We start from the raw sequence: 7,061 nt of genomic DNA on the forward strand, positions 1-7,061 counted from the left end.
GCGCTCGCAGCCCTCGGGCTGGCCGAACAGGCGGACGTCCGCGCCCGGGACGGCCAGCGCCTCCTCCACGTCGTCGAACGCGATGCCTTCGGCCGCCATGCCGCCGTAGATAACCGCGCTGGCGCCGGGCTCGCGCAGGGTCACGTCCGTGGGCAGGCCGAGGATGGCGCGCGCATGCAGGGCGAACTCGCTGAAGGCTTGCGTGGCGAGCGTGACAAGGCCGGTGTCGTGCGGCCGCGGGGAGACCTCCGAGAACCAGACCTCGTCGCCCTTCACGAACAGCTCGACCCCGAAGATGCCCAGGCCCCCAAGCGCCTCCGTGACCCTGGCCGAGATCTCGCGGGCGCGGGCCAGCGCTTTCTCGCTCATGGGCTGGGGCTGCCAGCTCTCGACATAGTCGCCCTTCACCTGCCTGTGGCCGATGGGCTCGCAGAAGGTTGTGACGACCTCGCCGTTCTTCAGGCTGCGGACGGTCAGCTGGGTGATCTCGAAGTCGAAGGCCACGCGACCCTCGACGATCACACGGGGTTGCTCCACGCGGCCGCCCTCCAGGGCGTAGCGCCAGGCGGCGGCGATCTGGTCGGCGCTCTCGACGTAGGACTGGCCCTTGCCCGACGAGCTCATCACCGGCTTCACGAAGCAGGGGAAGCCGGTCACCTCGGCGGCAGCCCTGGCGAGCTCTTCCTCCGACGAGGCGAACGCATAGGCGCTGGTCGGCAGGCCCAGGCTCTCCGACGCGAGCCGCCGGATGCCCTCACGGTTCATGGTCAGCTGCGCGGCCCGCGCTGTAGGTATGACGGTGGCCAGTCCCTCGGCCTCGATCCGCACCAACTCGTCGGTGGCGATCGCCTCGATCTCGGGGACCACCAGGTGCGGCCGCTCGGCCTCGATCACCGCCCGCAGGGCGGCGGCGTCGGTCATGGGGATCACGTGGCTGCGGTGCGCCACCTGCATCGCCGGCGCGTTGGCGTAGCGGTCGACGGCGATTACCTCGCAGCCCAGGCGCTGGAGTTCGATGGCCACCTCCTTGCCGAGCTCACCCGAGCCCAGCAACATCACCCGGACGGCGGTGGGCGAAAGCGGCGTGCCAAGGCGCATCGAGTTCAGCCCAGCCTGGCCTTGGCGGCCGCGGCCACCGCCTCGGCGGTGATGCCGAAGTGCTTGTAAAGCGCCTTGTCCGGCGCGCTGGCGCCGAAGCCCTCCATGCCCACGAAGACGCCGTCCGAGCCGATGAATCGATCCCAGCCCATGCGTACGCCGGCCTCGACGGCGACCCGGACCTCACTCTCGCCGATCAGGGCCTCCTGGTAGTCTTTCGGCTGGGCCTCGAACAGCTCGAAGCAGGGGACCGAGACCACGCGGGCGCCGATACCTTCCGCTTCCAGCAGCTCGCGGGCGGCGAGCGCCACGGGCACTTCCGTGCCGGTGGCGAAGATCGTCACCTGGGCCGGCAGGCTGGCGGCGGCCAGTTGGTAGGCGCCGCGGGCGGACAGGTTCTCGCCGATCGGCTGGGTGCGGACGGCCGCCGTCTTCTGCCGCGACAGGGCCAGCACAGACGGCGTGCCCCTGGCGTCCAACGCGAGCTTCCAGCATTCGGCCGTCTCGACCGCGTCGGCCGGGCGGAACACGTTGAGGTTCGGCATCGCCCGCAACGACGCCAGGTGCTCCACGGGCTGGTGGGTCGGCCCATCCTCGCCCAGACCGATGGAGTCGTGGGTGCCGACGTGGATCACCCGGATGCCCATCAGGGCGGCCAGCCGGATCGCCGGACGGGCGTAGTCGCTGAAGACGAGGAACGTCCCGCCGTAGGGGATGACGCCGCCGTGCAGCGCCATGCCGTTCATGGCCGCGGCCATACCGAACTCGCGCACGCCATAGTTCACGTAGCGGCCCGCGTAGCTCGGCGCGTCGAACACGGGCGTGTTCTTGACGAAGGTGTTGTTCGAGCCGGTCAGGTCGGCCGAGCCGCCGACCAGTTCGGGGATCTCGCCGAAGATCTTCTCCAGCACCGCGCCCGAGTGCTGGCGGGTGGCCGCAGCGGGGGCTTGCGCCTCCGCATCGGCGATGAACTGGTCGAGGGCGGCGAAGGCGGTCTTCGGAAGCTCGCCGGCCATGGCGCGCTCGAAGTCGCCCCGCAGGGTGGAGGCGGCAAGCCGCGCTTCCCAGGCCTTGCGGACCTTGGCGCCTCTGCGGCCTGCGGCGCGCCAGGGCTTCAGCGCCTCGTCCGGCACCACGAAGGGTTCGTGAGGCCAGCCCAGGTTGTCGCGGGTCTTCACGACCTCGTCCTTGCCCAGCGCCTTGCCGTGGACGTCGTGCGTGCCGGCGAAGGTCGGCGAACCCTTGCCGATGATCGTCTTGCAGGCGATCAGGCTGGGACGATCCTGCTTGGTCGCCCAGGCGAGCGCGCGGCGGATCTGACCCTCGTCGTGGCCGTCGATCCGCTTCACCGCCCAGCCGGCGGCCTTGAAGCGGGCGAGCTGGTCGGTCGCGTCCGACAGGCCGACGTGGCCGTCGATGGTGATGTCGTTGTCGTCCCAGAGGACCGTCAGCTTCGAAAGCTTCAGCCGTCCGGCCAGGCTGATCGCCTCGTGGCTGACGCCCTCCATCAGGCAGCCGTCGCCGGCCACCACCCAGGTGCGGTGGTCGACCAGGTCGGCGCCGAACCGCGCCGCCAGGTGGCGCTCGGCCATGGCCATGCCAACCGCGGTGGCGAGCCCCTGGCCCAGTGGGCCGGTGGTGGTCTCGACGCCCGGCGTGTGGCCGAACTCGGGGTGACCGGGGGTGTTCGAGCCCAGCTGGCGGAAGTTCCGCAGGCTGTCGAGGGTGAGCGCCTTCACGCCCGTCAGGTGCAGCAGGGAATACAGCAGCATCGACCCATGGCCCGCCGACAGCACGAAGCGGTCGCGGTCCGCCCAGTCCGGTCGGGCGGCGTCGTACTTCAGGAAGCGAGTCCACAGCACCGTCGCCACGTCGGCCATGCCCATCGGCATGCCAGGGTGTCCGGAGTTCGCCTGCTCGACGGCGTCCATCGACAGGACGCGGATGGCGTCGGCCATGAGCTTCGTGGGCGCGGGCATGGGGTCTTTCGCGAGTCGTTAACGGCGGGGATGCGGCGCGGCCTCGCACGTAGGGGCGCAGGGGTCAAGAAAAGGGCCGATTCCCATTGGAAGCGACGCGCTTTAGAAGAGGCCTGTAAGCCTTTGGGGAGTCACGCATGAACCCGGGCGAGAGCGCACTGGACCTGGCGGCCAAACGGTTGGAACGCGCCGTCCACGTGCTGGAACAGCGGCTGGCGGAGAAGCTGCGTCAGGCGGGCGCAGAGGCCGGCGGCCTGTTCGACCAGGACCGCGCCAAGCTCGCGGCCGAGCTCGACCGGGCCAAGGCCCGCGAACGCGAGCTGGAGGAGGCCAGCGCCCAGGCCTCGGTGGCGCTGGGCAAGGCCATCCAGGAAATCCGCGCCGCCTTAGGCGCGCAGGCGCCGGCGGAGCAGTAGCGATGGCCCAGATCACCGTCGAAGTGAACGGTCGCCCCTACGTGGTGGGCTGCGAGGACGGTCAGGAACAGCACCTGCAGGACCTGGCCCGCATGTTCGACCAGCAGGTGCGGCACGTGTCCCAAGACATGGGTCAGCTGGGCGACACCCGCCTATTCCTGATGGGCGCCCTCTTGCTGGCCGACGAACTGGCCGACGCCAAGAACCGGCTGGCCGCGTTGCAGGTCGAGGTCGCCAAGATGCAGAACGACCGCGCCCGCATTGAAAGCCGGGCCGTTGCGGCGCTGGAGAACGCCGCCAAGCGGATCGAGAAGCTGGCGACCGACGAAGCGGCCTAGCGCGGCTTGCGGACGAGCCGGGCCAGCGCCGGGACCAGCTCCGGCTGCTCCACCTGACGGTAGACGTGGCCTTGGGGCACGTGGGCGACCAGGCGGGCGTGGGCCTTGCCAAGGTTGTGGTAGGGCATGCGCGGCAGCAGGTGGTGCAGGCCGTGGTAGCGCAGGCCGACGGGCGCCCAGAGGAAGGGCAGGAGCGCCGGCGGCGGCACGTTCACGCTGTCGAGGAACTGACCCTCGAAGGACATCTTGGCCCCGTCGTTCTCCCAGTAGTGGGCCACGGCGGTGCGCAGCTGGTTGACGAAGGCGAAGACCGCATAGATGCCGACGGCGATCAGCACCGCGCGCAGCGGGACCGCGCCGGCCGCGGTCAGGCCGATCACCGTCCAACTCCACAGCCAGCAGGCGATCTCCTGGGCGAGCCACGGCGCCTTCCCGGCCCGCTCGAAGTCCTCGCGGGCGAACGCGGTGTTGATGGTCATGGCCGAGGTCTTGGCGACCACCCAACGCCTCAAGCGTGGGATCAGGAATGAGGCGGGCGCCAGCACGGCGAACCGCAGGATCACCCCCACGGGCGCCAGGAGGGCCACGAAAACGAAGCCCAGCAGGCTCTTCAACGGCAGCCGCGCCAGCGGCATGTACTCGGGATCCTTCACCGTGCCGTAGCGGTCCTTGGCGTGGTGCAGCATGTGCACGCCTTCGTACAGCAGGGAGGGCGTCAGGAAGGGCGCGCCTACCAGCACGTTCCAGCCGAGGTGGAAGCCCGGCAGCTCGTCGCGCCGCTGGTGGGTCAGCTCATGGATGAAGCTTACGGCCCGGTAGAGCGCCAGCACGCAGACGGCGGCGCCGGCGAACGCCCAGGCGCCTTGCGCCGTCACCGCCACCCACAGGCTGAGGTAGGTCACCGCCGCCGTGGCGACGAGGTCGAGCCAATAGATGCCCGGGTTCGGGCGCATCAGGTCGCGCGTCAGGTCGTTGGCCAGGCGGGCCAGGGACGGCGCAGGGGCGAGGGCTTCGGCGGTCACGAGGGCAGACTTAGTGATGACGAGCGCAGGCTTGAAGGGAAAATCGGCGGCTGCGCGGTCGGGCCGCGCTTGAGGACGGGGCTGCGGCGCACTACCTTGGACGTCCGGCGGGTCCTGCTGCGGCTCTCGTCGAAGGCGACATATCCCAGCGACCTTAATTCACTCGAAGGGAGCTGTCCCTGCCCAGGGCCGTGGTCTTGGGCAAACGGCGCCCACCTGGTCTAACCAGGTCGAGGGGATGAAACAGTCCTTCACGGTTCACGCGGCGCCGCCACCTTCCTCTATAGTGGGCGGGTGACTTCCACACCCGACAAGACCGCCCTCCGCGCCAGGCTCCGCAGCCTGCGGCGGCGGTTGGCGGCGGCGGCGCCCGAGGCCGCCCGCCAGGCGGCCGAGCGTCTTCCGCTGGACCGGCTGCCGGCTTTCGACAGCTTCTCGGGCTACGTGGCCCAGGGCTCCGAGATCGATCCGCTGCCGCTGATGCTGCGCCTGGCCGACCTGGGCGCCGAGGCCGCGCTGCCCGCCGCGGTCAGCCGGGATGAGGCGCTGGAATTTCGGCTGTGGGACAGCCGGCTGCCTCTCGAGCCCGACGCCTTCGGCATCCCGGCGCCGCCGCTCTGGAGCGACACCGTCGAGCCCGACCTCGTCATCTGCCCGCTGCTGGCGTTCGACCGGCGGGGCGGTCGCCTGGGCCAGGGTGCGGGCCACTACGACCGGACGCTGTCGAACCTTCGGGCGACCAAGCCGGTTTTCGTCCTGGGCCTGGCCTATGCCGGGCAGGAGGTGGACGAGATCCCGATGGAGGCCCACGACCAGCCGCTGGACGCCATTCTGACCGAGACGGAATTCATTCCCGTCGGTAAGGAGGCGCGATGAAACTCGCCTTCTTCGGAGACGTGGTGGGGCGCGCGGGCCGCGACGGCCTTTCCACCTTTCTTCCCGGCCTCAAGCGCCAGCTGGGCCTCGACTTCGTGGTCGTCAACGCCGAGAACGCCGCCGCGGGCTTCGGCATCACCGAGTCCACCGCCAACGAGCTGTTCGAGGCGGGCGCCGACTGCCTGACCCTGGGCAACCACTCGTGGGACCAGAAGGAGGCGCTGACCTACATCGTCCGCGAGCCTCGCCTGATCCGCCCTCTGAACTATCCGCCGATGGCCCAGGCTCCGGGCCGCGGAGCCCAGCTGTTCGACACCGACTCCGGCCGCCGGGTGCTGGTCGTGAACCTGCTGGGCCGGGTCTACATGGATCCGTTGGATGACCCGTTCGCGGCCGTCGACCGCGAGCTGGAGGCCGCGCCGCTGGGCGCCGTCGCCGACGCGGTGATCGTCGACATCCACGCCGAGGTGACGTCGGAGAAGATGGCCATGGGGCATTTCTGCGACGGCCGGGCGAGCCTGGTGGTGGGCACCCACACCCACGTGCCCACCGCCGACGCCCAGATCCTGCCGGGCGGCACGGCCTACCAGACCGACGCCGGCGCCTGCGCCGATTACGACAGCGTCATCGGCAACCAGAAGGAAGAGCCGCTGCGGCGGTTCACGACCAAGATTTCGGGCGGCCGCTACAAGCCCGCGGAGGGGCCGGCCACCATCTGCGGCGTGTTCGTGGAAACCGACGACCGGACGGGCCTCGCCAAGCGCATCGAGCCGATCCGCGTGGGCGGACGGCTGGCGCCGCACGTGCCGATACTGGAGAAGGCCGAGGCCTAGGCCGCCGCCTCGGCGCTGCGGCGTTCGGCCAGGGCGCGTTCGATGGCCGCGAACAGTTCGGCGGGCTGCACCGGCTTGGGCTGCAGGGCGTCGAAGCCCAGCGCCTTCAGTCTCGCTTCTTCGCCGGGCATGCCGTCGGCCGTCAGCGCGATGACGGGTGTCGACGCCGGCCCCGCCTCGCCCGCCCGGATGCGGCCCACCGCCTCGACGCCGTCCATGACCGGCATGTGGACGTCCATGAGCACCACGTCGAAGGGCTCGACCCGTAGACGCTCCAGGGCTTCCGCGCCGTTGGCGGCGGCTTCGACGGCCGCGCCGGCGGCTTCCAGCAGGGCCCGCGCCACAGCCTGGTTGATCGGGTTGTCGTCGGCGACGAGCACCCGGAGCGGCGGCAGCTCCAGCTCGGCGGCCTGCATCTCGGGCGGCTTGGCGGTATCTGCCGCCGGCAGCGGCAGCCAGACGCGGAACGTTGAGCCGTGGCCGGGCTCGCTGGTCAGGC

General features: G+C 70.6%; 8 protein-coding genes and 1 other RNA gene. 5 read left to right on the forward strand and 4 right to left on the reverse strand.

Annotated features, from left to right (window positions below):
- Together purT and tkt are read right to left on the reverse strand one after the other, a co-directional pair.
- A partial coding sequence (gene purT / locus RIF93_RS17205; RefSeq protein ID WP_309092679.1) for a formate-dependent phosphoribosylglycinamide formyltransferase occupies positions 1-1,098 on the reverse strand: 1,098 nt, incomplete at its 3' end.
- Positions 1,099-1,103: 5 nt separating this feature from the next.
- Positions 1,104-3,077: a transketolase gene (gene tkt / locus RIF93_RS17210; RefSeq protein WP_309092680.1), complete on the reverse strand. Its 1,974-nt coding sequence runs from the start codon at positions 3,075-3,077 to the stop codon at positions 1,104-1,106.
- Positions 3,078-3,214: 137 nt separating this feature from the next.
- Between tkt and RIF93_RS17215 the strand changes: the two genes are divergently transcribed.
- On the forward strand, positions 3,215-3,493 hold the full coding sequence (locus tag RIF93_RS17215) for a DUF4164 family protein (RefSeq protein ID WP_309092681.1): 279 nt from the start codon (positions 3,215-3,217) through the stop codon (positions 3,491-3,493).
- Positions 3,494-3,495: 2 nt separating this feature from the next.
- Complete coding sequence (locus RIF93_RS17220; RefSeq protein WP_309092682.1) at positions 3,496-3,831, forward strand: cell division protein ZapA; 336 nt, start codon at positions 3,496-3,498, stop codon at positions 3,829-3,831.
- Here the strand turns inward: RIF93_RS17220 and RIF93_RS17225 are convergent.
- Positions 3,828-4,853, reverse strand: coding sequence for a fatty acid desaturase (locus RIF93_RS17225; RefSeq protein ID WP_309092683.1), 1,026 nt, complete (start codon positions 4,851-4,853; stop codon positions 3,828-3,830). The genes RIF93_RS17220 and RIF93_RS17225 overlap by 4 nt on opposite strands.
- Before the next feature lie 111 nt (positions 4,854-4,964).
- Between RIF93_RS17225 and ssrS the strand changes: the two genes are divergently transcribed.
- The 3 genes from ssrS (at position 4,965) to RIF93_RS17240 (ending at position 6,562) form a co-directional block, all read left to right on the forward strand.
- A non-coding RNA gene (ssrS, locus tag RIF93_RS17230) (6S RNA) lies at positions 4,965-5,126 on the forward strand.
- A gap of 21 nt (positions 5,127-5,147) precedes the next feature.
- Positions 5,148-5,729, forward strand: a complete 582-nt coding sequence (locus RIF93_RS17235) for a 5-formyltetrahydrofolate cyclo-ligase (protein ID WP_309092684.1) — start codon at positions 5,148-5,150, stop codon at positions 5,727-5,729.
- Entirely contained in the window at positions 5,726-6,562 is an 837-nt protein-coding gene (locus RIF93_RS17240) for a TIGR00282 family metallophosphoesterase (protein ID WP_309092685.1), read from the forward strand. Before RIF93_RS17235 ends, RIF93_RS17240 begins: the two co-directional genes overlap by 4 nt.
- Here the strand turns inward: RIF93_RS17240 and RIF93_RS17245 are convergent.
- Positions 6,559-7,061, reverse strand: a 503-nt coding sequence (locus RIF93_RS17245; protein WP_309092686.1) for a response regulator, incomplete at its 5' end; no start/stop codon positions are given. The two genes, RIF93_RS17240 and RIF93_RS17245, sit on opposite strands and share 4 nt — an antisense overlap.

The sequence above is a fragment of the Phenylobacterium sp. genome (genome assembly GCF_031181185.1).
Lineage (GTDB): Bacteria > Pseudomonadota > Alphaproteobacteria > Caulobacterales > Caulobacteraceae > Phenylobacterium.